At 42.2% G+C, this 26,224-nt stretch carries 24 protein-coding genes, 1 rRNA gene and 1 riboswitch; of the genes, 24 read left to right on the forward strand and 1 reads right to left on the reverse strand.

The window, feature by feature from the left end; all coding sequences use genetic code 11:
• Window positions 1-81, forward strand: a 5S ribosomal RNA gene (gene rrf, locus CSV63_RS13140); the annotation flags it as partial.
• Window positions 82-185: 104 nt separating this feature from the next.
• Here rrf and CSV63_RS13145 read toward each other — a convergent pair.
• Window positions 186-500, reverse strand: a complete 315-nt coding sequence (locus CSV63_RS13145; RefSeq protein WP_099696223.1) for a hypothetical protein — start codon at window positions 498-500, stop codon at window positions 186-188.
• Window positions 501-738: 238 nt separating this feature from the next.
• Here CSV63_RS13145 and CSV63_RS13150 point away from each other — a divergent pair, with 238 nt between their 5' ends.
• The 23 genes from CSV63_RS13150 (at window position 739) to CSV63_RS13260 (ending at window position 26,207) form a co-directional block, all read left to right on the forward strand.
• Entirely contained in the window at window positions 739-1,266 is a 528-nt protein-coding gene (locus CSV63_RS13150) for a DUF2179 domain-containing protein (RefSeq protein WP_099636888.1), read from the forward strand.
• Window positions 1,263-1,448 carry an NETI motif-containing protein gene (locus tag CSV63_RS13155; protein ID WP_099636889.1) on the forward strand — a complete coding sequence of 62 codons (186 nt, stop codon included), beginning with the start codon at window positions 1,263-1,265 and terminating at the stop codon, window positions 1,446-1,448. Before CSV63_RS13150 ends, CSV63_RS13155 begins: the two co-directional genes overlap by 4 nt.
• 127 nt (window positions 1,449-1,575) lie before the next feature.
• Window positions 1,576-1,676: riboswitch (purine riboswitch) on the forward strand.
• Between the two features lie 160 nt (window positions 1,677-1,836).
• Window positions 1,837-2,325 (forward strand): 5-(carboxyamino)imidazole ribonucleotide mutase, encoded by a 489-nt coding sequence (gene purE, locus CSV63_RS13160; RefSeq protein ID WP_099696224.1) that lies wholly within the window; start codon window positions 1,837-1,839, stop codon window positions 2,323-2,325.
• A 2-nt stretch (window positions 2,326-2,327) separates the two neighbouring features.
• The gene (purK, locus tag CSV63_RS13165) at window positions 2,328-3,449 is read left to right on the forward strand and encodes a 5-(carboxyamino)imidazole ribonucleotide synthase (RefSeq protein ID WP_099696324.1); all 1,122 of its coding nucleotides are present in this window, start codon (window positions 2,328-2,330) and stop codon (window positions 3,447-3,449) included.
• A gap of 36 nt (window positions 3,450-3,485) precedes the next feature.
• Window positions 3,486-3,740 (forward strand): phosphoribosylformylglycinamidine synthase subunit PurS, encoded by a 255-nt coding sequence (purS, locus tag CSV63_RS13170; protein ID WP_099696225.1) that lies wholly within the window; start codon window positions 3,486-3,488, stop codon window positions 3,738-3,740.
• The gene (gene purQ / locus CSV63_RS13175) at window positions 3,737-4,420 is read left to right on the forward strand and encodes a phosphoribosylformylglycinamidine synthase subunit PurQ (protein ID WP_099696226.1); all 684 of its coding nucleotides are present in this window, start codon (window positions 3,737-3,739) and stop codon (window positions 4,418-4,420) included. Before purS ends, purQ begins: the two co-directional genes overlap by 4 nt.
• The gene (purL, locus tag CSV63_RS13180; protein WP_099696227.1) at window positions 4,410-6,641 is read left to right on the forward strand and encodes a phosphoribosylformylglycinamidine synthase subunit PurL; all 2,232 of its coding nucleotides are present in this window, start codon (window positions 4,410-4,412) and stop codon (window positions 6,639-6,641) included. The genes purQ and purL overlap by 11 nt, the downstream gene beginning before the upstream one ends.
• A complete protein-coding gene (gene purF, locus CSV63_RS13185; protein ID WP_099636894.1) occupies window positions 6,617-8,041 on the forward strand; it encodes an amidophosphoribosyltransferase in 1,425 nt (474 codons plus the stop codon). Before purL ends, purF begins: the two co-directional genes overlap by 25 nt.
• 11 nt (window positions 8,042-8,052) lie before the next feature.
• On the forward strand, window positions 8,053-9,108 hold the full coding sequence (gene purM, locus CSV63_RS13190) for a phosphoribosylformylglycinamidine cyclo-ligase (RefSeq protein ID WP_099696228.1): 1,056 nt from the start codon (window positions 8,053-8,055) through the stop codon (window positions 9,106-9,108).
• Window positions 9,105-9,677 (forward strand): phosphoribosylglycinamide formyltransferase, encoded by a 573-nt coding sequence (gene purN / locus CSV63_RS13195; RefSeq protein WP_369823856.1) that lies wholly within the window; start codon window positions 9,105-9,107, stop codon window positions 9,675-9,677. Before purM ends, purN begins: the two co-directional genes overlap by 4 nt.
• A 49-nt stretch (window positions 9,678-9,726) precedes the next feature.
• Window positions 9,727-11,262 carry a bifunctional phosphoribosylaminoimidazolecarboxamide formyltransferase/IMP cyclohydrolase gene (gene purH, locus CSV63_RS13200; RefSeq protein WP_099696230.1) on the forward strand — a complete coding sequence of 512 codons (1,536 nt, stop codon included), beginning with the start codon at window positions 9,727-9,729 and terminating at the stop codon, window positions 11,260-11,262.
• A 21-nt stretch (window positions 11,263-11,283) separates the two neighbouring features.
• Complete coding sequence (gene purD / locus CSV63_RS13205; protein ID WP_099696231.1) at window positions 11,284-12,543, forward strand: phosphoribosylamine--glycine ligase; 1,260 nt, start codon at window positions 11,284-11,286, stop codon at window positions 12,541-12,543.
• A gap of 348 nt (window positions 12,544-12,891) precedes the next feature.
• Window positions 12,892-14,607 (forward strand): adenine deaminase C-terminal domain-containing protein, encoded by a 1,716-nt coding sequence (locus tag CSV63_RS13210; protein ID WP_099696232.1) that lies wholly within the window; start codon window positions 12,892-12,894, stop codon window positions 14,605-14,607.
• Between the two features lie 36 nt (window positions 14,608-14,643).
• Entirely contained in the window at window positions 14,644-15,630 is a 987-nt protein-coding gene (locus CSV63_RS13215) for a DUF3048 domain-containing protein (RefSeq protein WP_233192104.1), read from the forward strand.
• A 26-nt stretch (window positions 15,631-15,656) separates the two neighbouring features.
• Complete coding sequence (locus CSV63_RS13220; protein WP_099631677.1) at window positions 15,657-15,977, forward strand: YerC/YecD family TrpR-related protein; 321 nt, start codon at window positions 15,657-15,659, stop codon at window positions 15,975-15,977.
• Between the two features lie 82 nt (window positions 15,978-16,059).
• On the forward strand, window positions 16,060-16,758 hold the full coding sequence (gene pcrB, locus CSV63_RS13225; RefSeq protein ID WP_099696234.1) for a heptaprenylglyceryl phosphate synthase: 699 nt from the start codon (window positions 16,060-16,062) through the stop codon (window positions 16,756-16,758).
• 45 nt (window positions 16,759-16,803) lie between these two features.
• Complete coding sequence (gene pcrA, locus CSV63_RS13230; RefSeq protein WP_099696235.1) at window positions 16,804-19,038, forward strand: DNA helicase PcrA; 2,235 nt, start codon at window positions 16,804-16,806, stop codon at window positions 19,036-19,038.
• Between the two features lie 27 nt (window positions 19,039-19,065).
• On the forward strand, window positions 19,066-21,093 hold the full coding sequence (gene ligA / locus CSV63_RS13235; RefSeq protein WP_099696236.1) for an NAD-dependent DNA ligase LigA: 2,028 nt from the start codon (window positions 19,066-19,068) through the stop codon (window positions 21,091-21,093).
• Window positions 21,077-22,210, forward strand: a complete 1,134-nt coding sequence (locus CSV63_RS13240; protein ID WP_099696237.1) for a CamS family sex pheromone protein — start codon at window positions 21,077-21,079, stop codon at window positions 22,208-22,210. Before ligA ends, CSV63_RS13240 begins: the two co-directional genes overlap by 17 nt.
• Before the next feature lie 88 nt (window positions 22,211-22,298).
• The gene (gatC, locus tag CSV63_RS13245; RefSeq protein WP_099631682.1) at window positions 22,299-22,586 is read left to right on the forward strand and encodes an Asp-tRNA(Asn)/Glu-tRNA(Gln) amidotransferase subunit GatC; all 288 of its coding nucleotides are present in this window, start codon (window positions 22,299-22,301) and stop codon (window positions 22,584-22,586) included.
• A 56-nt stretch (window positions 22,587-22,642) separates the two neighbouring features.
• Window positions 22,643-24,106 carry an Asp-tRNA(Asn)/Glu-tRNA(Gln) amidotransferase subunit GatA gene (gene gatA / locus CSV63_RS13250; RefSeq protein WP_099696238.1) on the forward strand — a complete coding sequence of 488 codons (1,464 nt, stop codon included), beginning with the start codon at window positions 22,643-22,645 and terminating at the stop codon, window positions 24,104-24,106.
• A 2-nt stretch (window positions 24,107-24,108) separates the two neighbouring features.
• The gene (gatB, locus tag CSV63_RS13255) at window positions 24,109-25,539 is read left to right on the forward strand and encodes an Asp-tRNA(Asn)/Glu-tRNA(Gln) amidotransferase subunit GatB (protein WP_099696239.1); all 1,431 of its coding nucleotides are present in this window, start codon (window positions 24,109-24,111) and stop codon (window positions 25,537-25,539) included.
• Between the two features lie 98 nt (window positions 25,540-25,637).
• Entirely contained in the window at window positions 25,638-26,207 is a 570-nt protein-coding gene (locus CSV63_RS13260; RefSeq protein WP_099696240.1) for a thioredoxin family protein, read from the forward strand.
• Window positions 26,208-26,224: the final 17 nt, after the last annotated feature.

Genomic DNA, 26,224 nt, shown 5'->3' on the forward strand with positions numbered 1-26,224 from the left:
CATACCGAACACGGAAGTTAAGCTCTTCAGCGCCGATGGTAGTTGGGGGTTTCCCCCTGTGAGAGTAGGACGTTGCTAGGCATGCGAAGCCATTCCCTTTGGGGAGTGGCTTTTTTGTGTTTAATACTAAATATGGACTAAGTTCAGAGTTGAGTGATCGTCGATCTTGGTTAGGTGCCAATAAATCATGTTAAGCGCTCTATCGTCTTGCTTACCCGCTCAATGAAGCGTGCCATGCGCTCTATCGTTTCGCTAACCCGCTCAATGAATTTCGCTAAGCGCTCTATCGTCTCGCTAATCCGCTCAATGAGTTGCGCTAAGCGCTCTATCGTCTTGCTAACCCGCTCAATGAGTTGCGCTAAGCGCTCTATCGTCTCGCTTACTCGCTCAATGAATTGCTCTAAGCGCTCTATCATCCCGCTTACCCGCTCAATGAATTGCGCTAAGCGCTCTATCGTCTTGCTAACCCGCTCAATAAAGCGTGCCATGCGCTCTATCATCCCGCTTCCTCGCTCAAAGCATCCAGACAATCGCTCTATATCAATGGCAAGAATCCACTCATTAACCCATCAAGTGCACTATTCATCCCCCTTATTTGGCTACACGATCTTTGTCATGCCTTCTATCCTTCTCGTCCACTCCACAAGCGTCTATCATAATCTACAATTTAAAAGACTTTCCTTGAGTTTTTAACTAAGGCGCGATACGATTATCCTACTTGTTTAAAGGAGTGGTGCAATGGTAATGATATTAATAATTTTCGCAATCAATATTGTCTATGTTACTTTCATGACAATACGAATAATCCTGACACTGAAAGGCTATCGTTATATTGCTGCAACTGTGAGTATGATAGAGACGGTAATATACGTCATCGGACTTGGTTTAGTACTTGATAATCTAGATCAAATACAAAACTTGATTGCTTATGCGCTCGGGTATGGCATCGGGGTTATTATTGGTTCGAAAATTGAAGAACGTTTAGCACTTGGTTATATAACGGTTAACGTGATAACGGCAGATATTGATAAGGAAATGCCCGCTGTGTTGCGACGGCTTGGATATGGCGTTACAGACTCGGCAGCTAATGGATTAAGTGGTTATCGTTCAACTATGCAAATTTTGACGCCTCGTAAATACGAAGTGCAACTGTATAAAACCATAACGGAACTAGATCCGAAAGCCTTTATTATATCGTATGAACCTAAGTCGATACACGGTGGCTTTTGGGTGAAGAGTGTGAAAAGAGGCAAGTTATTCAAATGAGTAAACAAAAGATCTGGTTTGATAGAGAAGAAAATGAAACGCTTGATGAATGTTTGGAAAGAATTCAAAGTTTGGGATATACCGTTGTTGCCAGAAGAGAGAAACCCCTATTTAAACAGGTTGGAGAAGAGTATATTCCAATTAGACAACAAACACAGTTTCAAGCTATCAAAAATAGCTAATAACTGTCAAGGGAAAGAGAACTAGCGTTTAACCATTCATATGTCAACTTAAAGACGAATGATTGTAAAAGACCTATAATGTAATGTTCGTCTTTTAGTTGACGGATTATGTATTAATTGATAATATAATAAGAGTAAATGAGTTCCCCGTATATGCTGCAGAATTGGCTGTGGCGTTTCTACCAAGACACCGTAAATGTCTATACTATGTGGGAAAGCAATTTTTCTTGGATAATCATGGAGAATGGCTAAGTTACGATAGCTACGTATCCATATTGGTAAGGGTCCTTGAAAGTTCTGCTTTTTGTGCATGTGAAAAGTGGAGTTTTCAAGGACCTTTTTATTATTTTATATTAAATCATGTTGTGCATGAAGGAGCGGATTAGATTTGGAACCGAAGATTGGTATCATAATGGGCAGTAAGAGCGACTGGGAAACAATGAAACATGCATGCGACATACTGGATGAACTAGGAGTTCCTTATGAAAAGAAAGTAGTGTCGGCCCACCGTACACCCGATTTCATGTTCGACTATGCGGAACAAGCGGAGAAGAAAGGATTATGCGCTATTATCGCAGGAGCAGGCGGAGCTGCCCATCTACCAGGAATGGTTGCAGCGAAAACGCTAGTTCCTGTTATTGGTGTGCCTGTGCAGTCTAAAGCATTGAATGGTATGGACTCGCTGTTATCCATCGTTCAAATGCCAGGAGGTGTACCTGTAGCGACTATGGCAATTGGTAAAGCGGGCGCTACAAATGCAGGCCTCCTTGCGGCTCAAATGCTCTGTGCACAAGATGAAGTATTACGCAATAAACTGCAGCAAAGACGCGATGAAATGAAGCAAATCTCGCTAGAAAGCAGTGGTGAATTAAATTGAAAATGATTCAACCAGGACAGACAATCGGTATCATCGGTGGAGGGCAATTGGGACGGATGATGGGACTTGCGGCCAAAGAGGCTGGTTTCAAGATTGCGGTCCTTGATCCAACAAAAAACTCTCCATGCGGACAGTTAGCTGATATCGAAATAGTGGCATCATATAATGATGAAGAGGCATTGAACGAATTAAGCCAAGTAAGTGATGTTATTACATTTGAATTTGAAAATATCGACTATGCAGGTTTGAAGCGACTGACAAAGAAAGCTTACGTACCTCAAGGTGCTGAACTAGTCCGTATCACACAAAACCGTATCAATGAAAAGGCTGAAATTCAAGCAGCTGGAGTACAGGTTGCGCCTTACATAACCGCTGAAACATATAAAGAGTTAGAAGAGAAAATTGATGATCTTGGGTTCCCCTGTATCGTGAAAACTGCTTTTGGAGGCTATGACGGTAAAGGTCAAGTAAAGCTTGAATCGAAAGAACAAATTGAAAGTGCCAAAGATTTATTTACTCATTCTTCTTGTATAGCGGAGGCTTTTGTGCCATTTGAAAAAGAGATTTCCGTTATCATTCAAAGAAATCCAGCAGGACAAACATATTGCCTGCCAATTGCTGAAAATATTCATAAAAATCATATTTTGCACGAATCGATTGTACCAGCACGAGTAGAACAAAGAGTTTTGGAGCAAGCAGAAATTGCTGCAAAGAAAATCGCAGGCCATTTAGAATTAATAGGAACACTAGCAGTTGAGATGTTCGTTCTGCCTGACGGTGAAATCATGATTAATGAATTAGCACCGCGCCCGCATAACTCGGGTCACTATTCAATAGAGGCATGTAACATCTCACAATTCCATCAACACGTTCGTGCAGTCTGCGGTTGGCCGTTACGTGAGCCGAAGTTATGGGGGTCATCCATAATGGTGAATGTACTTGGGGAACATGTAGCACCGCTTCAAGAACGTATCGCGGACTATCCAGATTGGTCCATTCATTTATACGGCAAAGCAGAAGCAAAAGAAAAACGTAAAATGGGTCACGTGACGATTATGACAGAAAACTTTGAAAGAACTTTGCAAGAAATTGAGCAGTCTGGTATTTGGCAAGATATTAACTAATAAAAACTATTATTTCCACTTTGGGAGGAACTGACAATGACGAAAGTAACAATTTATGTAACACTACGTGAAAGTGTTGTAGATCCACAAGGCATTGCGACAACTGAAGCACTTCAAAAGATGGGCTACGAAGACGTAAAAAGTGTACGAGTTGGGAAATTAATTGAATTAGAGCTTGATGGATCAGAACAGACAATCGAAGCACGCGTGAATGAAATGTGTAGCGATTTATTAATTAATAAAGTCATTGAAGATTACCGTTTTGAAATCGGGGAGGTTGCCAGCAAATGAAGTTCGCCGTTCTAGTATTCCCAGGTCTTACTTGTGATCTTGATATGTACCATGCAATTGAGGAAACAGTAAAGCAAGATGTTGAATACGTTTGGCATACAGAAGCCGACCAACTCGATTCATTCGATGCGGTTCTATTACCAACAGGCACTTCATACGGCAACTACTTGCGTCCGGGTGCATTGGCGAAGAGTTCACCTGCTTGTAAACAATTACAAGCGTTTGCTGAATCAGGTAAATTAGTTCTTGGCGTAGGTAATGGTTTTCATATCTTAGTAGAAGCAGGCATTCTCCCAGGTGGATTCTTACGTAATCAAAACTTGAAATTCCGTTCAGCCCTAGAAATAGTACGGGTGGAAAATAATAATACAGCCTTTACTAAAGACTATACACAAGGTCAAATGCTCACATTGCCAGTTGCTAATGAATTTGGTAACTACTATGCGGACGATCAGACTGTGGAAAAACTAAAAAGCAATAATCAAATTGTCTTCACATATGGGGATGAAAATATAGATGGTAGCACAGAAGCTATCGCGGGTATCACAAATGAAAGAGGCAATGTTCTTGGTATGATGCCACTACCTGAACGTGCAGTAGAAGCAATCATCGGTGGAACAGATGGAACAGCTTTATTCCAATCAATCATGAACAGTCGGGGTGAACAGCATGTCAATTAATCACGAACCTACAGCGGAGCAAATTAAAGAAAATCGTCTATATCTCCAAATGGGCATGACGGATGCAGAATATGAACGTGCAGTAGAAAAACTTGGACGTATTCCGAATTATGTGGAAACAGGTTTATTTTCAGCTATGTGGTCGGAGCACTGTTCATATAAAAGCTCAAAATCTGTATTACGCAGATTTCCTACTGAAGGTGCACGTGTACTACAGGGACCAGGTGAAGGTGCTGGAATTGTAGACATCGGTGACAACCAAGCGGCTGTTTTTAAAATGGAGTCCCATAACTCACCATCTGCAATCGAGCCTTTCATTGGTGCAGCAACAGGTGCTGGCGGGATCATTCGGGACGTATTTTCTATGGGTGCACGTCCAGTAGCGTTAGTAAATTCACTTCGTTTCGGAGATTTAACAGAACCTCGAGATAGATTTTTGTTTGAAGAAGCAGTTGCTGGAATTGCAAGTTACGGTAATGCAATGGGAATCCCAACAGTAGCCGGTGAAGTCCAGTTCGATCAGTGTTATTCAAAGCGTCCACTAGTCAATGCAATGGCAGTCGGTTTGTTGAATCATGAAGATATTCAAAAAGGTGTTGCGGCTGGTATTGGCAACACAGTGATATACGCAGGTGCTACAACAGGACGTGACGGAATTCACGGGGCCACCATGTCTTCTTCTGAATTATCTATTGAAGAAGAGCAAGAACTTCCGGTAATGCAGGCAGGAGATCCATTCATTGAAAAGTTATTGATGGAGGCTTGCCTAGAACTAGTTCAATCCGATGCGTTGATCGGTATTCAAGATATGGGTGCAGCGGGTCTAACTTCATCAGCAGCAGAAATGGCTTCAAAAGCGGGCTATGGCGTGGAATTGAACTTAGACCTTGTACCACAGCGTGAAGAGAATATGACAGCGTATGAAATGATGTTGTCAGAATCTCAGGAACGTATGTTGATCGTGGTGAAAAAGGGTCGGGAAGAGGAAGTAATTGCACTCTTCACAAAGTACGGAATTACTGCAGCGACAATTGGACATGTAACAGATGACAAAATGCTTCGTTTGCTTCATAAAGGTGAAGTTGCAGCAGAAGTTTCGGCAGATCTACTAGCTGAAGATGCACCGAGCTATCAGAAAGAATCTAAAGAACCTGCATCATTTGCGAAAAACCAAGCGATTGAAAATAAAGAACCACAAGTAACGAACTTAAAAGAAACTTTACTCGACTTATTGCAACGGCCTACGATTGCATCTAAAGAGTGGGTATATAATCAGTTCGACACAGGTGCAAGAACGAATACAGTTTTAGCACCAGGGGCATCTGCAGGTGTGATCCGTGTTAGAGGAACAAACAAGGGGATTGCGATGACAGCGGATTGTAACTCTCGATTCATTTATTTGGATCCAGAAGTTGGTGGTAAGATTGCGGTAGCTGAAGCTGCACGTAACCTTGTATGTTCAGGAGCAGAACCAATCGCTTTGACTGACTGCTTGAATTTCGGTAGCCCGGACAAGCCAGAAGTATTCTGGCAGTTGGAAAAATCAGCGGACGGTATTTCGGAAGCATGTCGTAAATTAAATGCACCGGTCATTGGGGGTAACGTATCTCTTTCCAATGAAGTAAACGGTGTGCCAATCTATCCAACACCAACAATCGGTTTGGTAGGAATCGTCCATGATTTAGGTCAAGTGACAACGCCTGGTTTCAAACAAGCTGGAGATGCGATCTATTTGATCGGTCAAACAGAAACAGAATTTGGCGGCAGCGAGTTGCAACAAATGATCGAAGGCAAGATCTTCGGTAAATCACCTGCAATTGATTTAGACATAGAGGCAACTCGTCAACAACAGCTTCTTGGGGCAATCCAAGCTGGAATCATCCAATCGGCCGATGATTTGTCAGAAGGTGGATTTGCAGTAGCGCTTTGTGAAGGTACATTTGGTTCACCAGGTTTGGGTGCTGACGTAACAGTGGAAGGCTCAGCAATCACTGCGTTATTCAGTGAAACACAGTCACGTTTCTTGGTTACTGTACAAGCTGATCAAGTAGCCGCATTTGAAGAGAAAGTTCAAGATGCTGTGAAAATAGGAACAGTAACAGATGGCGAAGAAATCGTCATCAAAGACGCAGAGGGAACTGTCTTAGTAGAAGGGACGGTAGAAGAATTCCAAACTGCTTGGAAAGGGGCAATAGCATGCTTGCTGAACTCAGAGGACTAAACGAAGAGTGCGGCGTATTTGGGATATGGGGACATGACGATGCAGCACAACTTAGCTATTATGCATTGCATGCTCTTCAGCATCGTGGACAAGAGGGGGCTGGTATCGTCGTAAAAGGCGATAATGGCCTCCATGCAGTTAAAGGTGAAGGCCTGGTCAATGAAGTGTTCTCAGGTGAAAAGTTGGACTCGCTTGAAGGACGAGGCGCAATTGGGCAAGTTCGTTATACGACAAAAGACGGCCGTGGTATAGAAAATGTACAACCACTTGTCTTTCGTTCCACAACGGGTAGCTTGGCGATTGCGCATAATGGGAACTTGATCAATGCGACAGATTTGAAAGAACATTTGGAGCGGCAAGGTAGCATCTTCCAAAGTACATCCGACACAGAAGTACTCGCTCACTTGATCAAACGTAGCAGTGGTTCACGTAATCATCGTGACCGGGTGAAGAAGGCGCTAGCTATTTTAAAAGGTGCATTTGCATTTGTTTTAATGACAGATGAAGGGTTGATGGTGGCGCAAGATCCAAATGGTATGCGTCCATTATCTTTGGGGAAAATTGGTGATGCATGGGTCGTTGCTTCAGAAACTTGTGCATTTGAAATTATCGGTGCTGAATATGTTCGTTCTGTGGAACCAGGTGAATTGCTAATCATCAATGATAATGGATTAGTGTCTGAGCGTTTTGCAGAACCGGCAGACAACGCGATGTGTTCTATGGAGTATGTCTATTTCTCTCGTCCTGATTCAGATATCGATGGTATCAATATTCATGCCGCGCGTAAACGTTGTGGTAAACAACTGGCGCGTGAAGTACAAATCAGTGCAGATGTCGTCACTGGAGTTCCGGATTCTAGTATTTCAGCAGCTATAGGATTCTCTGAACAAAGCGGGATTCCATATGAATTAGGATTAATCAAAAACCGCTATGTTGGCCGAACGTTTATCCAGCCATCTCAAGCATTACGTGAAAAAGGCGTAAAAATGAAACTGTCACCTGTACATCAGGTCGTTTATGGTAAGCGTGTGGTTATGGTCGATGATTCAATTGTTCGTGGAACGACATCTAAACGAATAGTCTCCATGCTTCGCGATGCAGGAGCAAAAGAAATACATGTCGTCATTGCTTCACCGCCATTAATCGCGCCGTGTTATTACGGAGTAGATATTAGTTCAGATTCAGAATTGCTTGCGACAGGTCGTACTATAGATGAAATGCGCGATGAGATTGGTGCAGATTCCCTATCATTCCTATCAATAGAGGGAATGTTGGAAGCGAACGGCCGGTCATCTGAAATGAAAAACTGCGGACAATGCTTGGCTTGTTTCACGGGTGAGTATCCAACAGAGATTTATTCGGATACGGCAATGCCGCATGAAAAAGAAATCGTACGATAGGAGGCCTTTCCATGTCGAAGGCATATGAAAAAGCGGGAGTAAATATTGAAGCTGGCTATGAGTCAGTTGAACGCATGAAATCTCACGTAGCACGAACATCTCGTAAAGGGGTAGCAGGTGCATTTGGTGGATTTGGTGGAATGTTCGATTTATCTGCACTCGAATATAAAGAACCAGTACTAATTTCTGGTACAGACGGTGTTGGCACGAAGTTGAAATTGGCTTTCATGGCGGACCGTCATGACACAATTGGAATAGACTGTGTCGCAATGTGTGTAAATGATATCGTAGCGCAAGGTGCTGAGCCTCTCTATTTCCTTGATTATGTGGCATTAGGTAAAGCAGTTCCTGAAAAAGTGGAAGCAATCGTCAAAGGTGTAGCGGATGGTTGTGTACAATCGGGTGCAGCATTGATAGGTGGAGAAACGGCTGAAATGCCAGGACTTTACGAAGAAGATGAATACGATTTGGCTGGTTTTGCCGTAGGAGCTTGTGAAAAGAGCAATCTTGTTACGGGCGACCGTGTGCAAGCAGGAGACGTACTAGTTGGAATCGCATCGAGCGGTATTCACTCGAACGGCTACTCTTTAGTACGCCATATTGTATTCGAACAATTGGGCGCAGATATTAACGGCACGATTGCTGGCTATGAAGACCTTGGCACAGTAGCTGATGCATTGTTAAAGCCAACTAAGATTTACGCAAAGCCGGTACTTGAAATGCACCAACAGCTTGACGTACACGCTATGGGGCATATTACAGGTGGTGGATTCTTCGAAAATCTTCCACGTATGTTCTCTGAAGAATTTGGAGTAGAAGTAGATCTAGGTGCTTGGCCAGTGCTTCCTGTATTCCACATGTTGAAAGAAAAAGGCAAATTAACAGATCGTGATTTATATAGCGTATTCAACATGGGTGTTGGGTTCGTTGTAGCCTTGCCGGAAGCAGAAGCTGAAAAAGCAATTGAAATCGCTCAAGCACACGGTGAAGAAGCGTATGTAATCGGACGTGTTACGAAGCAAGCAGGCGTAACATTTAACGGTGAGCATGACGGGACATTGTCATAATGAATAAAGTGAAGATCGCAGTATTTGCCTCAGGAAGCGGTAGTAACTTTGCCGCTTTGGCAGAGGCTTGTAAAGCGGAGCGAATTCCAGCTGAAATCGTTTTGATGGTGACAGATAAACCAGATGCTTTCGTCAATGAACGAGCGAATGAAAAAGGTATTTCAATTGCAGCCATTCGTCCTCGTGACTTCGAAACGAAAGAAGCATATGAACAAGCAATCCTCAAAGAATTACAAGAAGCACAAGTGGAGTGGCTAATATTAGCTGGCTATATGCGATTGATCGGTCCAGTTTTATTGGACGCATATCCTGAACGCATCATCAATATCCATCCATCGCTGTTGCCTTCATTCCCAGGTAAGGATGCAATTGGACAAGCAGTAGATGCTGGCGTTAAAGTTACTGGTGTCACAGTCCATCTGGTAGACGAGGGGATGGATACGGGCCCGATTTTAGCGCAACGCGCAGTGGATGTTGTCGATGGGGATGCCGAGCAGACCGCTTTAGCGATCCATGCCGTGGAACATGAATTATATGTAGCGACATTGCAAAACGTATTTAAAAATTGATGAGCCTGTTGAGATGACAGGCTTTTTTTATAAACTGGAGGGAATTCCTTTGAAAAAACGCGCATTGTTAAGCGTATCGGATAAAAGTGGAGTAGTAGAATTTGCGAAAGAACTAGAACAGCTTGGGTATGAATTATTGTCTACTGGTGGTACGATGAAGCATTTGAAAGACAATGGCGTTGCCGTAACGGCTGTAGATGAAGTAACAGGATTCCCTGAAATCATGGAAGGTCGCGTGAAAACGTTAAACCCGATGATTCACGGTGGGTTACTTGCAAAACAAGACGACCCTGGACACCAAGCACAAATGAAAGAGCACGGCATCCAGCCAATCGATGTAGTGTGTGTAAACTTATATCCATTCAAAGAAACGATTTCCAAACCAGATGTATCAGCGGAAGATGCAATCGAAAATATCGATATCGGTGGACCAGCAATGCTTCGCGCGTCTGCAAAGAACCATGCATACGTGACAGTCATTGTGGATGCAGCTGACTATAGTGCAGTACTTGACGAACTAAAAGCGGATGGCAAGACGACTCTTGAGACACGCCGTCGTTTGGCAGCTAAAGTGTTCCGTCATACAGCAGCTTACGATTCATTGATTTCAGGCTACTTAACAGACCTTGCAGGCGAACAATTCCCGGAACAAGTTACCTATACATACGAGTTGAAGCAACCATTGCGTTATGGAGAAAATCCCCATCAGCAGGCAGCATTCTATAGCCGTCCACTTGGATCTGATTTCTCGATCGCCTATGCTAAACAGCTTCATGGAAAAGAACTATCTTATAACAATATCCAAGATGCGAATGCAGCGATACAAATCATTAAGGAATTTACTGAGCCTGCAGCTGTAGCGGTTAAGCATATGAATCCATGTGGTGTGGGTACAGGAGAAACCATTGCTGAAGCTTTCCAAAAAGCCTACGAAGCAGATGCTACGTCTATTTTTGGCGGAATCATTGCATTGAACAAAGAAGTAGATCAGGAAACAGCGGTGCAACTTGCTGATATATTCCTTGAAATCATTATTGCTCCTTCGTTTACAGAAGAAGCACTTGAGACATTGACGAAAAAGAAAAACATCCGTCTCTTGACGATTTCATTTGAACAGCGGAAAAAAGATCAGTGGAACACAGTATCTGTTGAAGGCGGATTATTAATGCAACAGCCTGATGCCCACGGTTTTGAAGAAGCGGATATCAAAGTGGCAACAGACCGTGAGCCGACTGAGGCCGAATGGAATGCGATGAAACTTGGATGGGCCGTTGTGAAACACGTGAAATCTAATGCAATCGTCATTACAGATGAGCACATGACAATCGGCGTTGGCGCGGGTCAGATGAACCGTGTAGGTGCCGCGAAAATTGCTCTGACACAGGCAGGCGAACGTGCAAAAGGAGCAGCTCTTGCTTCTGACGCATTTTTCCCTATGGATGATACAGTTGAAGCAGCGGCAAAAGCAGGTATTACGGCAATCATTCAACCGGGTGGTTCGGTGAAAGATGAAGATTCCATTAAAAAAGCCAATGAATACGGCATTACGATGGTATTCACAGGCGTACGTCATTTCAAACATTAATTGTGCAGGGAGTAGATAAACATGAAAGTACTTGTAATTGGAAGTGGTGGTCGTGAACATGCGATAGCCAGACAGTTCAACCAAGCGCCTTCTGTATCGGAAGTGTTTGTGGCACCTGGTAACGACGGTATGCAGCAAGATGCAACATGTGTACAGATTGCGGCTACAGACTTTGAAGCATTAGCAGACTTTGCAATCGAACAGCGTGTTACGTTGACGTTCGTTGGGCCGGAACAGCCGCTTGCGGAAGGTATTGCTGATCACTTCCTAGAAAAAGGTTTAACTATATTCGGCCCGACCCAGGCAGCTGCCCGTATCGAAGGTAGTAAGTCATTCGCTAAGGAGATCATGGATAAATATGATATTCCAACAGCGGCTTATGGAACTTTCACGGATGCTGAAGAAGCAAAATCATTCATCCGTGAACAAGGTGCTCCGATCGTAGTGAAGGCTGATGGATTAGCAGCTGGAAAAGGCGTAATTGTCGCAATGGAGTTACAGGAAGCATTAGACGCGGTAGATGACATGATCGGCAATCAAAAGTTCGGTGAATCATCATCACGTGTGGTGGTAGAAGAATTTTTAGATGGCGAAGAGTTCTCATATATGTCGTTCGTCCATGATGGACAAATCTATCCAATGGTGATTGCACAAGATCATAAACGTGCGTATGATGGAGATCGTGGCCCAAATACAGGTGGCATGGGAGCTTATTCCCCAGTCCCACAAATTTCGGACGCAATTGTGCAGGAAGCGTACGATCGTGTAGTCGTACCAACGGTCGAGGCTATGACAGAGGAAGGAATTCCTTTCACAGGAATCCTGTATGCTGGTTTAATACTTACTGATCAAGGTCCAAAGGTTATTGAATTCAATGCCCGCTTTGGTGACCCAGAAACACAAGTTGTCTTGCCACGTATGAAGTCGGATTTTGGTAAGTTCATGGAAGCCCTGATGGCTGGAGAAACATTTGATCTTGAGTGGCATGAAGAAGCGATGTTAGGGGTTGTCATTGCATCGGAAGGGTATCCTAACGACGTAGTGAATGGTCACGCACTTCCTAACCTTAATGTACTAACAGATCAAGGGCTTGATGTATTCCATGCAGGGACTAAACTGGAAGATGATCACTTTATCGGAAATGGTGGTCGTGTACTTCTCGTTGCAGCGAAAGCGGCCACTTTAAAAGAAGCACAAGAAAAAGTTTATACTGGCCTTGCTGATCAACAATGGGATGGATTCTTCCATCGTACGGATATCGGATGGCGTACATTTGAATAATAGATGAAACGGGATTGTCTTAGAAGTGTTGTATGACTTCTAAGACAATCTTTTTTTATATTAAAGGAAGATGTTTAGTGTTTACGAACTTATAGTAAATGCTGCATACATTTTAGTTGCGTTAAAAAATATGTTTTCCACAGCATTTATTAAGATCTGTGGTTTACAAGTGGAAAAGTTGTGGGTAAGTTGTTGATAATGTGTGTAAGTTTCCAGTATTTTGTGGATTAGTGAAAAACTACTTGTGGACAACCTTTGTATGACATATCTATTCGAGATTGGATTGCTATGTTACTATAAAGCAATAGTTCACAAATAGTAAAACAACTTTTAGGGACGGTGATGTGCATGTGGAGTGCGAAAGAAATACAATCGCAACTAGCGATTATTAATGGTCAGAAATCGCCTGACATCGTAATTGAAAATGCTACCTACTTACATTCTATATTCAAGAAGTGGATGCAAGGGAATATTTGGATTCAGGGTGATCGGATTGTCTATGTAGGGGAACTCATGCCGGCTTTGCTTGAAGGAACAGAACGTGTTGACGCTTCAGACAAGAAAATAGTACCGGGATATATCGAGCCGCATGTTCATCCATTTCAATTATATAATCCCGAAACATTTGCAGACTACGCCTCTCGCCGTGGGACAACCACTTTTATATCAGATAACCTCATCCTGTTTTCGATGCTGGATCAGCAAACTACAAATACGTTCATTGATCAACTAAATAAACTGCCATTTGCATTTTATTGGTGGGCACGTGTTGATTCACAAACGGTACTGCAAAATGAAAAAGAGCTTTTCAATCCCGTAGATATTGTGAAATGGATGGAGCGTCCTGATGTGTTGATGACAGGAGAGCTGACAGGTTGGCCTAAATTACTACAAGGTGATCAAAATATGATGCAGTCTTTAGTAGAATCAAAACGTCTTGGTAAAAAGATTGAAGGACATTTTCCAGGTGCATCGGAACGTACACTAGCCCGGATGAAACTACTTGGAGCAGACGGCGACCATGAAGCGATGACTGTAGATGAAGTAGAAAGGCGCTTGCAGCAAGGGTATGCTGCCACATTACGCTATTCGTCAATCCGTCCCGACCTACCAGATTTATTGAAAGGTATTGTAGAGAAGGAATGGGATGTCTTTGATCATTTGATGATGACGACTGATGGTTCTCCACCTTCGTTCTACCGTGAAGGCGTTATGGACCAATGCATCCAGGTAGCACTTGACGCGGGAGTATCACCGATTGATGCGTATCAAATGGCATCGTACAACGTGGCGAGGTACTATGACATTACGGACTTGCATAGTGTAATTGCGACGGGTCGTTTTGCGACATTGAACTTTTTAGAGAATGAACATAACCCTGTGCCGACTGACGTGCTATCTAAAGGGAAGTGGGTTCTCCGGGATCGTACATCGTCTGACGCCTTTAAAGCAGTAGATTGGAAAGCATTACCGACATACGAATTGCCATATGAACTGACAGATAAAGACTTCACATTCCCATCTTCAATAGGGATTCAGATGGTCAATGATGTTATTACGAAAGTATACGAAAGTGATTTGGATCTCACTAGTCCTACTATTGCTACTGGTGATGAGTGCTATTTGATATTACTGGATAAGAACGGAAAATGGCGAGTCAATACTATGTTGAAAGGGTTTGGTAATAAACTGCAAGGTTTTGCATCTTCCTATTCCAATACTGGGGATGTATTATTGATAGGACAGGATTGGCAAGAGATGAAGAGAGCATTTAATGAAATCAAGAATATAGGTGGAGGCATGGCACTCGCTGAAAATGGTAAAATTATTAAAACACTACCATTAGTAGTAGCAGGTGGACTGTCAGTTCAACCGATGGAAGTAATTATTGAAGAAGAGCTAGCAATGAGAAAAGCACTGGGAGAACGTGGCTACGCACATGGAGATGCCATATATACGTTATTATTCCTTCAATCTATTCACTTACCATATATCCGAATCACGCCAGTTGGTGTTTTGCAAGTAATGAAAAATGAACTATTAATTCCTCATGTAGAAAGGTAGGAACGTATATTGATAGGGAATGGACGGAAGTTACTCATGATAGCCTTAGTTAGCGCAGTATGTCTCGGAGGTTGTTCTTCGAAAGATCAATCTGAATCGGAGGAACAAGAAAAAACGAATGAAGTATCGTTGTTTACAGGTGAGATAATTGCAGACTCTATAGATAACCGTCCTGTATTAGCGACAATTAGCAATATACCCGCAGCACGTCCACAGTCAGGACTTTCAGATGCCGATCAGATATATGAATTCTTAGCGGAAGGTCAAGTTACGCGCTATGTTGCACTTTTTCAGAGTAAAATACCAGATCAGTTAGGACCTATTCGAAGTGCCCGTGATTATTTTGTTCAATTAGCTGCAGGTATGGATGCATTTTATATAGCGCATGGTTATAGTCCGGATGCAAAAAAATTACTTGATGATCGGGTAGTCGATCATATAAATGGCATAAATCATGACGGGACTCTATTCGAACGTTCAACAGATCGCCGTGCCCCACATAACTCTTATATTTCAAAGGAACATATTGAAGAAGCTTTTAGTCTCGTGAATGCTTCTGAAAAGATCACTGCACGGCCGTCCTTTTCTTTCCTAAATCCTAATGAAAGTGATAAAATAGGGGATATGGCATCAACGGTACAAGTATCGTATAGTTCAGACCCGAATTTTATTAGTACGTATCAATATAATCAACAAGCAAATCGGTATTATCGTTCTGTTAACGGCATTGATTCAGTGGATAAGATAAACGAACGACGGATAGAATTAGCGAATATTATTGTGATGGAAATGGATCATCAAACAGTTGATCAAAAAGGCCGACTTGCAATAGATCTAGAATCAGGTGGCCCTGCTATGCTGTTTCATGAAGGGATCGCTAAACCGATCGAATGGCAAAATAAAGATGGGTTTTTAACTCCAATGGATCAAGGTATCCCTGTTAAATTAACAGTAGGAAAAACTTGGATCCACATTGTTCCATCCTTATCAGGTCCTTCTGCTTCCGTCACTTATACTCCGTAAGATCGACATAGAGAGAGGGCGAGAACATGCAAATAGATAAAATCCGCGGAGAACAAATAGATCAGTTATTTCAAGCCATTCTACAGCTAAAAAATGTAGAAGAATGTTACATGTTTTTCGATGACATTTGCACGATGAGCGAAGTGCAATCACTTGCACAAAGACTGGACGTCGCACATAAACTTAAACTGAAAAAAACATATGATAGTATCCAACAAGAAACAGGGGCAAGCACAGCTACGATTTCCCGCATACGTCGTTGTGTAGACTATGGGTCTGGTGGTTACAACCTTATGTTGGATCGACTCTATCCTGAACTCCAAAACAACCAAACAAAAAACGACTAACACAACCGGCCAGGGATAAAACCCCACCGGTTTTTTAAAAGTTATATAAAACGAATATGCTAAAAGAAGGTGGAAAGTAAATATGGACTATAAAACATGGCGGCATGCATTTAAAATTGATCCGGCCAAATACCTCTCAGATGAACAGGTAGAAGCGGTGGCGGAATCTGGAACGGATGGAGTTATCATTGGTGGATCTGATGGAATTACATTGGAAAACGTACTTGATTTACTCGCACGTTTCCGTCGCTTTTCCGTGCCACTTGCATTGGAAGTATCTACTGTAGAATCAGTCACGCCAGGCTTCGATTATTACTTCATTCCAACGGTCTTAAATACGACAGATTCGAAATGGCTGAACGGTTTGCATCACGAAGCACTCCGAGAATACGGCCATATGATGAACTTCGATGAAATAGTTACAGAAGGTTACTGCATTTTAAATCCCGACTGTACAGCTGCGAAAGTGACAGGGGTAGATCGGGTTCCGAACGAAGAAGATGTACAAGCATATGCACGTATGGCTGAACACCTATTTTCCTTGCCGATTTTTTATTTAGAATACAGTGGACAATACGGTGATCCACAGATTGTTCGATCAGCGAAAGAGTTACTTACTCACTCTCGTCTCTTTTATGGTGGTGGAATTCGCTCAACAGATCAAGCAAAAGAAATGGCGGCCATTGCAGATACTGTAGTGGTAGGAAATGTTGTATACGAAAATCTACAAATGGCTCTTAAAACAGTCGATGCTGTGAAATCTGTTCCTTTACCTGTGTGAGTACTATATAATGAGAACAAATGTTCATTTAAAGGCGGTACGAATATGAATAAACTATCAGATGATTTACTAAAAGGTATGAATCCTGAGCAAGCGCGCGCAGTCAAAACGACAGAAGGCCCTTTGCTTATTATGGCGGGTGCTGGTTCAGGAAAGACCCGAGTATTGACGCACCGAATTGCATATTTGGTTGTAGAAAAACAAGTGTATCCTTCCAATATATTGGCCATTACATTTACAAATAAGGCGGCACGTGAAATGCGTGACCGAATTGATGGATTACTTGGTCCGGGGTCTGGAGAACGTATGTGGGTTTCAACATTCCACTCAATGTGTGTTCGAATTCTACGTAGGTTCGTGGATCGGATCGGTTTATCCAAAAACTTCACGATCCTTGACAGTGCCGATCAACTAACTGCAATGAAACGTGTTTTGAAAGAACTGAATCTCGACCCGAAGCAGAATGATCCACGAGCCATGCTCGGAATCATTAGCAATGCGAAAAATGAATGTATGGATGCGGTTGAATTCCGGAAAAATTCGAATCCTCAAAACCCTCATGAACGTACAGTAGCAGATATTTACGATCGTTATACTAAAAAACTCCGTCAGAACCAATCAATGGATTTTGACGATTTAATTATGATGACCACGGTCTTGTTTGAACGCGTTCCTGAAGTGCTCGAGTATTATCAAAATAAATTTCAGTATATTCATGTGGATGAGTACCAAGATACAAATAACGCGCAGTATCGTCTCGTGAAAATGCTAGCATCAAAATTCCGTAATGTCTGCGTAGTAGGTGATTCCGATCAGTCAATCTATCGCTGGCGTGGCGCGGATATCGGTAATATTCTGTCTTTCGAAAAAGATTATAAAGAAGCGAATGTTATTCTTTTGGAACAAAACTACCGTTCCACCAAGAGAATTTTGCAAGCAGCCAATGAAGTGATCGACAATAACAAAAGTCGCTATGATAAGAAATTACGCACAGATAACCCCGAGGGCGAATTAATCTCGATCTATAAAGCGCGCGACGAAAAAGATGAATCACAATTTGTTGTGCAACAAATCATTGAGGTAAAAGAAAAACTAGGATTAACATTGGATCAATTTGCGATTCTCTATCGAACTAATGCACAATCCCGTCTAATTGAGGAATATTTATTGAAGTCAAATCTCGATTATACAATTGTAGGCGGGACGAAGTTCTATGATCGCAAAGAGATTAAAGATCTACTCGCCTATTTACGTCTCATTGCGAATAACGATGATGACCTAGCTTTAGCGAGAATCATTAATGAACCTAAACGAAGCATCGGTGCAACTTCATTTGAACGCATGGCTACTTTTGCATTACAAAATGACCGCTCCATATTTGATTCGCTGCAGGAAGTGGATTTCATGGGTTTACCTAAACGAGCATTAACAGAAGCGGTAAAATTCCATGAACTAATCAATGGATTCACTCAAATGCAAGAGTTTTTATCAGTAACTGAACTAGTGAAAGAAGTCATTGATAAGTCAGGCTATCGTGAGATGCTGGAAAAAGAAAAATCCATCGAAGCAGAAAGCCGTCTGGAAAATATTGAAGAGTTCCTATCGGTTACAGAAGCGTTTGAGAAACGTGCAGCGGAAGAAGAGGAGGAACCTTCACTCGTTGCATTCTTGACTGATCTTGCTTTAGTAGCGGATATCGATACATTGGATAAAGAAGAGAACACTTCCACTGAAAAAATCGTCCTAATGACGATGCACGCGGCAAAAGGCTTAGAATTCCCTGTAGTCTTCGTTCTCGGCATGGAAGAAAACATATTCCCGCATATTCGTGCACTGACAGATCCGGAAGAAATGGAAGAAGAAAGAAGACTCGCGTATGTGGCGATTACACGCGCGGAACAGCGCCTTTACCTGACTAGCGCAGGTCACCGGATGTTGTTCGGTAAGTCAAACTTTAATCAACCATCCCGTTTCCTCAATGAAATCTCGCAAGAATTGACAGAGCTGTTGGCCGATGGGAATGGGATGAGTGTACCTTTCGCCCAAGCACCTAAAGCAAAAGCTAAACGTCCTGCGGTCAAACGCCCAGCCTATAATGAGAGTGGCGGAGAAAAAATGCAGTGGAAACCCGGAGACAAGGCGTCCCATAAAATATGGGGAACTGGAACGGTTGTGAGTGTTAAAGGTAAAGCAGATGATATGGAACTGGATATTGCATTTCCTAATCCAGTAGGTATTAAGCGATTATTAGCTAAATTCGCACCGATTGAAAAAGAATAGAGCCTCTTTAAGGAGTGTGGAAAATAGATGGATGATGTTCTAGAACTAGAGAAGCGGGTAGCGGAGCTCAATAAAATCTTGCATGAATATGGGCGCGCATACTATGACTTGGATGCCCCTATCGTTCCCGATTCAGAATATGATGAGAAGATGAAGGAATTGTTGGCGATTGAGAAAGAACATCCCGACTTGATCTATCCTGATTCACCGACACAACGGGTTGGCGGAGAACCACTCGAAGTGTTTAAAAAAGTCGTTCATCGTTATCCAATGCTAAGTTTAGCGAACGCCTTTAATGAAGAAGACTTAAAGGATTTCGACAGACGGGTAAAAGAAGCAACAGGTAACGCAGTGTATGTTTGTGAACTGAAGATCGATGGTCTTGCTGTTTCATTACAATATGAAGAAGGTCGCTTTGTGCAGGGCGCTACTCGTGGAGATGGTTCAGTTGGAGAAGACATCACAGCTAACTTAAAAACTATCCGCTCCATTCCACATAAATTGAATGAGCCTTTAACGATTGAAGTGCGTGGCGAAGCGTATATGCCGAAGAATTCATTTGTTAAATTAAATGAATACCGTGATGAAGCGGGTGAAGTTCCTTTTGCCAATCCACGAAATGCAGCTGCGGGATCACTTCGTCAACTAGACCCCAAAGTAGCAGAGAGCAGAAATTTAGCTACGTTCATTTATGCGGTAGGCGGCGATGCAGACGTCTATGGCCTAGATAGTCACACGGATGCGCTCAATAAAGTGGATGAACTAGGTTTGACGACGAATAAAGAACGTAAGCGTTGTACAACAATTGAAGAGGTATTGGAATACGTAGCCTACTGGTCAGAAAATAGACTACATCTTGATTATGAAATTGACGGTATTGTAATAAAAGTCGATAACTTCGAATCGCAGGAGCAACTGGGCTATACGGCAAAGAGTCCTAAATGGGCAATTGCCTATAAGTTCCCTGCAGAAGAAGTGCATACTCAACTGTTAGATATTGAGTTAAGCGTAGGGCGGACAGGTGTAGTGACTCCAACGGCAATTCTTGAGCCCGTTCTTGTGGCAGGTACGACAGTGGGACGAGCATCTTTGCATAACGAAGACTTGATCCGAGAGAGAGATATTCGTATCGGGGATCACGTCGTGTTGCGTAAGGCAGGCGATATCATACCAGAAATCGTCATGTCATTGAAAGAACAGCGAACGGGTGAAGAAGAACCCTACTATATGCCTGACAACTGTCCAGTTTGCGATTCAGAACTTGTTAGGATTGAAGGGGAAGTAGCACTGCGTTGTGTAAACCCTAAATGTCCTGCGCAGATGAAAGAAGCGTTAATCCATTTTGTTTCAAGAAGAGCTATGAATATAGATGGCGTGGGCGAAAAGCTTATTGAACAATTGTATACGGCTGATTTGGTTCAAGATGTATCTGATTTATATATCTTAACGAAAGAGTCGCTATTGAGCTTGGAACGGATCGGTGAGAAATCCGCAACAAATATTTTGACGGCCATTGAACAGTCGAAAGAGAATTCATTGGAAAAATTGCTATTTGGATTGGGTGTTCGTCATGTAGGTGAAAAAGTTGCAAGAATCTTAGCGGAAGAATACCGTACTCTCGATGCGTTAGAACAAGCAACAGAAGAAGACCTGATGAAAATTTTTGAAATCGGTGCGATAGTTGCTGATTCTGTGGCAACGTACTTCAGTACAGAAGAAGTTCAGGAAGTGATGAACAAGTTGCGTTCTTACGGTGTAAATACCGTTTATAAAGGTGCCACACGTGAAGAGTTGCCAACTACTGGACCTTTCGCTGGCAAAACCATCGTTTTGACAGGAAAGCTCTCAGAATTGACGCGTGGAGAAGCTAAAGAACAAATTGAATCACTTGGCGGAACTGTTAGCGGCAGTGTGAGTAAGAAAACAGATCTGGTCATTGCGGGTGAAGATGCAGGATCCAAATTGACTAAAGCGAAAGAATTGGGGATTGAAATTTGGGACGAACAAGCTATGCTTGATACCCTTGGAGTGGATATGAATGAAAAGAAAGATTAAATGGCTTATAACGGGTATTCTGTCGGCAGTATTGCTGACAGGTTGTGTACCTTCGCCGAGTGATGATCAGGAAAAAGCAGTGCAGGAAACAGAAGAGAGTGAGCAGGAAATGGTGCTCATCCCTGACGCTCAAATTAAAAAATCCTATTACCGGACACCGGTTCCATTTAAAAAGAGCGCCAGCCGGGGATTGATCGTCAATAATCTCAATACGAAGTACGATATTCAGGAAACAGAGGAAGGCTTACTGCGCCTGTCATCATTGTATTACGACCCAAAAGATTATTTCTTCCAGGAAGGTCAGTATATTGACCGCGATACTGCGAAGCAATGGATCTCCAGAAAATCCAATTTTGAAGCAGGTCTCAATCCCGCCATAACCGATGATATGTCACCGGCTCAAATTGCAGATGAGGCACCGATATATCTTGCGCATATCGTCGAGCAAAACTATTTACAAATGACGGACGATAAAAAAGTGAAATTGGCTGGCATTTCTATTGGACTAGCGATGAATTCGGTGTATTATCCACGTGAAGCCAGTGAACGCCCGATTGATGATAAAACAATTGAAGAAAAAGGCAAGAAGATGGCAGATATTATTTTAAGTCGGTTGCGCAGTAAACCAGAACTTGCTGATATACCAATAGCGGTTGGATTGTTTAAGCAAGAAAGTCGCAACGATATTGTACCCGGCACATATTTTGCCACTTCATTTGCTGCAAAAGGAAAAAAAGAATTCACAGGTTGGAAAGAAGTAGACGAGCAGTATGTATTACTTCCCGCAACTTCATCGACGGGGAATTATCGTGACTTGAATACGACATTCAAGAACTTCAAACAAGACATTGATGATTACTTCCCGAGCTTTGTGAATGTCATTGGAACAGCTTTTTATAAAGATCAGAAACTCAATTCATTACGCGTGGAAATTCCTATCCAATTTTTTGGCAAGACGGAGCTAATTGGATTTTCACAATACTTAACTTCATTGGTTAAAACACATTTTAAAGATGTTCCTATTGAAGTAAGTGTTACTTCAGTAAATGGGCCCGAAGTGCTAATTGTAAATGACAAGGATCGAGAGGAACCGTTTGTACACGTGTACGGATATTAACAGATTTTAGGGAGTAACACGAACTTTCCAAGAAACTGATTAAATGGTATGATTAATTGTACGATTGCAAAATGAGGAGGAACGATGTATGACAACATTTTCGAAAGAAGACGTCAAGTATTTTGCGGATTTCGTCCGTATTGGCCTCTCCGAGGAAGACAAAGAAAATTTCTCTGCAAAGATAGCAGATTTGATTGAAAGCGTAAGTGATTTAAAAGAAGTGGATGTTACAGGTGTAAAACCTATGACACACCCAGTTGCTATGATCAACGTCTTACGTGAAGATGAGCCAAAAGATATCTTGGACCGTGAAGTAATGCTGGCCAGTGCAGAAGATCAGGAAGATGGACTTATCAAGGTTCCGGATATTCTGTAATCAAATTCACAGTATAAAATACCATTCATGGCACCATGACAGTAGGAGGAAAAGTGATGACGTTAACTAGTAAAACAGCAACTGAACTTCAAGCTCTTTTACAAAAAGGGGAAGTTACTGCTAAAGAAGTAACAGAGGCAACATTACAAACGATTGAACAGCACGAAGAGAAAATCCACGCGTTCATTCACGTCGCAAAAGAAGAGGCAACAAAGCGTGCAGAACAGCTTGACCAAGAAGCTGCCAATACACGTGGCCGCCTTTTCGGAGTTCCAATCGGTATTAAGGACAATATTGTAACAAAAGATATGAAGACAACATGCGCAAGTAAAATGTTGGAAGACTTCGTACCTGTTTACAATGCTACGGCTATAGATAAATTGGAAGCTGCGGGCGCGATTAATATTGGAAAACTCAATATGGACGAATTTGCAATGGGTTCTACAAGTGAAACATCTTTTTTCGGTAATACATTAAATCCTTGGAATACAGACTATGTACCAGGTGGCTCTTCAGGCGGTTCTGCAGCAGCAGTCGCAGCAGGGGAAGTCCCACTATCTCTCGGTTCGGATACGGGTGGTTCGGTTCGTCAACCAGCTGCATTCTGTGGAATTGTTGGAATGAAACCTACATACGGTCGTATTTCACGTTTTGGTTTGACAGCATTTGCTTCCTCACTTGATCAAATCGGTACCATGTCACGAACTGTGGAAGACAACGCATTATTGCTTAGCGTAATCGCGGGAGAAGATGACAATGATAGTTCATCTTCTGCAAAAGAAGTTCCTGATTTCACGGCAGCTCTTACAGGCGACATAAAAGGTCTGAAGGTTGCAGTTCCGAAACCTTACTTAGGCGAAGGCGTTGATACAGAAATCGTAGCGGCAGTAAGAGAAGCAATTTCTGTATTGGAATCACTTGGAGCGGTTTGTGAAGAAGTAGAATTGCCACATATTCAATATGCGCCAACTACGTATTATGTAATCTCTTCGTCAGAAGCTCAATCCAATCTTTCACGTTTTGATGGATTGCGTTATGGCTATCATACAGAAAACGCTGAAAACCTAGAACAAGCATATTTCCGTACACGTCAAGAAGGTTTTGGTAATGAAGTGAAAAAACGCATTATTTTCGGTACGTATGCAATGAGTGCGGATCATCATGAAGATCTGTATGTACGCGCACAAAAGACTCGTACTTTGATTGCACAAGACTTCGACGCTGTATTTGAAAAATATGATGTAGTAATTGGACCAACTGCTGCTACGACGGCATTTAAACTAGGCGAAACAGGCGGTGATCAGCTTGTTCATTATGCAAATGATGTCTTGGCTGTACCAGCGAACCTGACAGGTCGTCCAGCACTATCCGTACCATGTGGTTTCGTTAACGAACTACCAGTTGGAATGCAACTCATGGGTAAGCACTTTGACGAGGAAACATTATACAAAGTCGCCCATGCCTATGAGCAAGCAACTGATTTCCACAAACGCACTCCATCGATTCAGGAGGGGAAATAATCATGAACTTTGAAACAATTGTCGGATTAGAAATCCACGTAGAGCTTAAAACAGATACTAAAATCATGTCTCCAGCACCCGCTCACTTTGGTGCAGAGCCGAATAAAAATATTCACGTAACTGACATCGCGTATCCTGGTGTTTTACCTACGTTAAATAAAAAAGCTGTTGAATTTGGAATGAAGGCATCTATGGCACTAAACTGTGACGTTGCGCCAATCATGAACTTTGACCGCAAGCATTACTTCTATCCTGATAATCCGAAAGCCTATCAGATCTCTCAAGACAAGCGTCCTGTAGGAGCAAACGGTTGGATTGAAATTGAAGTAGACGGTAAGAAGAAAAAAATCCGTATTGAACGTGTACATTTAGAAGAAGATGCAGGTAAACTAACGCATACAGAAAATGGCTATTCATTAGTCGACTTAAACCGTCAAGGAACACCGTTAATCGAAATCGTTACAGAAGCAGACGTGCGTTCTCCAGAGGAAGCATATGCATTTCTGGAAAAACTAAAAGCGATCATTCAATATACAGGAGTATCTGACGTACGTATGGAAGAAGGCTCACTTCGTTGTGATGCAAATATTTCCTTACGTCCATTCGGTCAAGAAGAATTTGGAACGAAGACAGAGTTGAAAAACTTGAACTCGTTTAACTTTATTCGCCGCGGTATTGCAAATGAAGTAGCGCGTCAGGAAAAGATTCTCTTGTCTGGCGGTATTATTCAACAAGAGACTCGTCGCTATGATGAAGCAACTGGTGACACGGTATTGATGCGGATTAAAGGCAGTGCCAATGATTATCGCTTTATTAATGACCCGGACTTACCTGAAGTTCATATTGAACAGGAATGGATTGACCGTGTCCGTAAAGAAATTCCTGAATTACCAGATGCTCGTAAAGCACGTTATGTGTCTGAACTGGATCTTCCGGAATATGACGCACACGTACTAACTTTAACAAAAGAAATGTCTGATTTCTTTGATGCAACAGTAAAAGCTGGAGCGGATCCTAAACTGGCTTCCAACTGGTTGATGGGGGATGTATCTGCCTATCTAAATGCAGAATCGAAAGAACTGCATGATACTCCATTGACGCCTGAAAACTTGGCGCAACTTGTAAAATTGATTACAGATGGTACGATTTCTTCTAAAATCGCGAAAAAAGTATTTACTGATCTCGTGAAAAAAGGCGGAAACCCTGCCGATATCGTCAAAGAAAAAGGACTTGTCCAAATTTCCGATGAAGGTACATTGCGTACAATCATTACCGAAATTCTAGACAACAACGAACAATCAATAGAAGACTTTAAAAATGGTAAGGATCGTGCAGTTGGGTTCTTAGTTGGACAAGTTATGAAAGCAACCAAAGGACAAGCGAATCCACCACTTGTTAATAAATTATTGATGGAAGAGATCAAGAAGCGCTAATCTATCTATTAAATGAAAACGTTCCAGGAGAGGTCAAAATAGCCTGAACCTGGACGTTTTTCCACGTGAACTTACACAGTGAAACAGGGGGGATTGTATTGAAAACAGAACAACAATATTTTGAAGATGCTGTATCCCTTCAAACGTATATGGACAAAATGGAAACACATAAGGAAAACAGTTTTTTGATCTATAATGGATTTGAAGTACCACAGGATGATGAATTTATTGAATTGCTGAAAGAAAAACAACCCCATATTTTAGTTATTACAGAAGACTGGTGTGGAGATGCCATGCTAAATAATCCCGTCCTTCGAAAAATTGCGGAAGCTGCCAATCTAGATGCTCGCGCTGTGTTGAGGGATGAAAATCCAGAGCTGATTGATCGATATTTGACGAATGGTGGACGTTCGATTCCTATGTATCTGCTATTAAATGCTGCAGGTGAGGTAGTGGATAAGTGGGGACCACGGGCACCAGTTCTTCAAAAGTTTGTCATGGACGGTCGTGCCAAGTTGCCAGCTAAAGATGCACCTGATTTTGAAGATAAACAAAAAATGTTTTATTCCCAATTGACGGCTGAATATACATCTAAGCCTGAAAATTGGCTTGCTGTGTATAGTGATATTCGGTCGACATGGCTTCCTGTATTACAATTGTCTCAGTAATTATGTGTAAGAAACCA

It is taken from the genome of Sporosarcina sp. P34, assembly GCF_002743375.1.
Lineage (GTDB): Bacteria > Bacillota > Bacilli > Bacillales_A > Planococcaceae > Sporosarcina.

What these genes read in the sequence shown, in the direction of transcription:
- CSV63_RS13145 (WP_099696223.1), bottom strand. Translation starts at nt 500, where the DNA reads ATGATAGAGCGCATGGCACGCTTTATTGAGCGGGTTAGCAAGACGATA.
- CSV63_RS13150 (WP_099636888.1), top strand. Translation starts at nt 739, where the DNA reads ATGGTAATGATATTAATAATTTTCGCAATCAATATTGTCTATGTTACT.
- CSV63_RS13155 (WP_099636889.1), top strand. Translation starts at nt 1,263, where the DNA reads ATGAGTAAACAAAAGATCTGGTTTGATAGAGAAGAAAATGAAACGCTT.
- purK (WP_099696324.1), top strand. Translation starts at nt 2,328, where the DNA reads ATGATTCAACCAGGACAGACAATCGGTATCATCGGTGGAGGGCAATTG.
- purS (WP_099696225.1), top strand. Translation starts at nt 3,486, where the DNA reads ATGACGAAAGTAACAATTTATGTAACACTACGTGAAAGTGTTGTAGAT.
- purQ (WP_099696226.1), top strand. Translation starts at nt 3,737, where the DNA reads ATGAAGTTCGCCGTTCTAGTATTCCCAGGTCTTACTTGTGATCTTGAT.
- purL (WP_099696227.1), top strand. Translation starts at nt 4,410, where the DNA reads ATGTCAATTAATCACGAACCTACAGCGGAGCAAATTAAAGAAAATCGT.
- purF (WP_099636894.1), top strand. Translation starts at nt 6,617, where the DNA reads ATGCTTGCTGAACTCAGAGGACTAAACGAAGAGTGCGGCGTATTTGGG.
- purM (WP_099696228.1), top strand. Translation starts at nt 8,053, where the DNA reads ATGTCGAAGGCATATGAAAAAGCGGGAGTAAATATTGAAGCTGGCTAT.
- purD (WP_099696231.1), top strand. Translation starts at nt 11,284, where the DNA reads ATGAAAGTACTTGTAATTGGAAGTGGTGGTCGTGAACATGCGATAGCC.
- CSV63_RS13210 (WP_099696232.1), top strand. Translation starts at nt 12,892, where the DNA reads ATGTGGAGTGCGAAAGAAATACAATCGCAACTAGCGATTATTAATGGT.
- CSV63_RS13215 (WP_233192104.1), top strand. Translation starts at nt 14,644, where the DNA reads ATGATAGCCTTAGTTAGCGCAGTATGTCTCGGAGGTTGTTCTTCGAAA.
- CSV63_RS13220 (WP_099631677.1), top strand. Translation starts at nt 15,657, where the DNA reads ATGCAAATAGATAAAATCCGCGGAGAACAAATAGATCAGTTATTTCAA.
- pcrB (WP_099696234.1), top strand. Translation starts at nt 16,060, where the DNA reads ATGGACTATAAAACATGGCGGCATGCATTTAAAATTGATCCGGCCAAA.
- pcrA (WP_099696235.1), top strand. Translation starts at nt 16,804, where the DNA reads ATGAATAAACTATCAGATGATTTACTAAAAGGTATGAATCCTGAGCAA.
- ligA (WP_099696236.1), top strand. Translation starts at nt 19,066, where the DNA reads ATGGATGATGTTCTAGAACTAGAGAAGCGGGTAGCGGAGCTCAATAAA.
- CSV63_RS13240 (WP_099696237.1), top strand. Translation starts at nt 21,077, where the DNA reads ATGAAAAGAAAGATTAAATGGCTTATAACGGGTATTCTGTCGGCAGTA.
- gatC (WP_099631682.1), top strand. Translation starts at nt 22,299, where the DNA reads ATGACAACATTTTCGAAAGAAGACGTCAAGTATTTTGCGGATTTCGTC.
- gatA (WP_099696238.1), top strand. Translation starts at nt 22,643, where the DNA reads ATGACGTTAACTAGTAAAACAGCAACTGAACTTCAAGCTCTTTTACAA.
- gatB (WP_099696239.1), top strand. Translation starts at nt 24,109, where the DNA reads ATGAACTTTGAAACAATTGTCGGATTAGAAATCCACGTAGAGCTTAAA.